Here is an 883-nt window from a genome sequence, read left to right on the forward strand (position 1 = left end):
GCAGCCTCGGCGGGGTGCCGGTGCCCGACGACACCACCGACCCGCAGCTGCGGCGGCTGCGCAACGTCGTCGAGGAGATCGCCATCGCCTCCGGCACCCCGGTGCCGGACCTGTACGTGCTGCCGAACGAGCCGGGCATCAACGCCTTCGCCGCCGGGTGGTCCCCAGCCAACGCGGCCGTGGCGGTCACCCGCGGCACCCTGGAACGGCTCAACCGTGACGAACTGCAGGGCGTGATCGCGCACGAGTTCAGCCACGTCGTCAACGGCGACATGCGGCTCAACATCCGGCTGATCGGGCTGCTGGCCGGGATCGTCGGGCTGGCCGTGGTGGGGCGGATCCTGCTCGCCGGCGGCGGACGCTCGGGCCGCAACAACAACGCCGCGCCGCTGGTGCTGGTGGGGCTGGCCGCGCTGATCGCGGGCTACATCGGGGTGGTGGCCGGGCGGTTGATCAAGGCGGCGGTCTCGCGGCAGCGGGAGTACCTGGCCGACGCGTCCGCCGTGCAGTACACCCGCCAGACCGAGGGGCTGACCGGCGCGCTGAAGAAGATCGGCGGTATCCCCACCGGGTCGAACCTGCGCAGCGGCAAGGTCGACGACGTCAGCCACATGCTGTTCGGGGAGGGGCGCAGGCTGTCGTCGCTGCTGGCCACCCACCCGCCGTTGCCGGAACGCATCCGCACACTCGATCCCACCTTCGACCCGGCCGAACTCGACCGGCTCCGCAACCGCTGGTCCGACAATCCCCCGTCCGGGCTCGCCGAGGACGAAGCCCTCGGGCTCGGCCCGGGTGGGCCCCCCACGGACACCGGCCCACCCCGGGGTAGCGGGACCGCCGGGACCGGCAGCGGCGAGACCGGCGGGGACGGGCCGCAGCGGAT

1 protein-coding gene is annotated in these 883 nt (G+C 73.5%); it reads left to right on the forward strand.

Features of this window, described 5'->3' with window-relative positions; genetic code table 11:
* Positions 1-14 precede the first annotated feature (14 nt).
* A partial coding sequence (locus SACHA_RS21540; RefSeq protein ID WP_019809630.1) for a M48 family metallopeptidase occupies positions 15-883 on the forward strand: 869 nt, incomplete at its 3' end.

The sequence above is a fragment of the Saccharomonospora halophila 8 genome, assembly GCF_000383775.1.
GTDB lineage: Bacteria > Actinomycetota > Actinomycetes > Mycobacteriales > Pseudonocardiaceae > Saccharomonospora > Saccharomonospora halophila.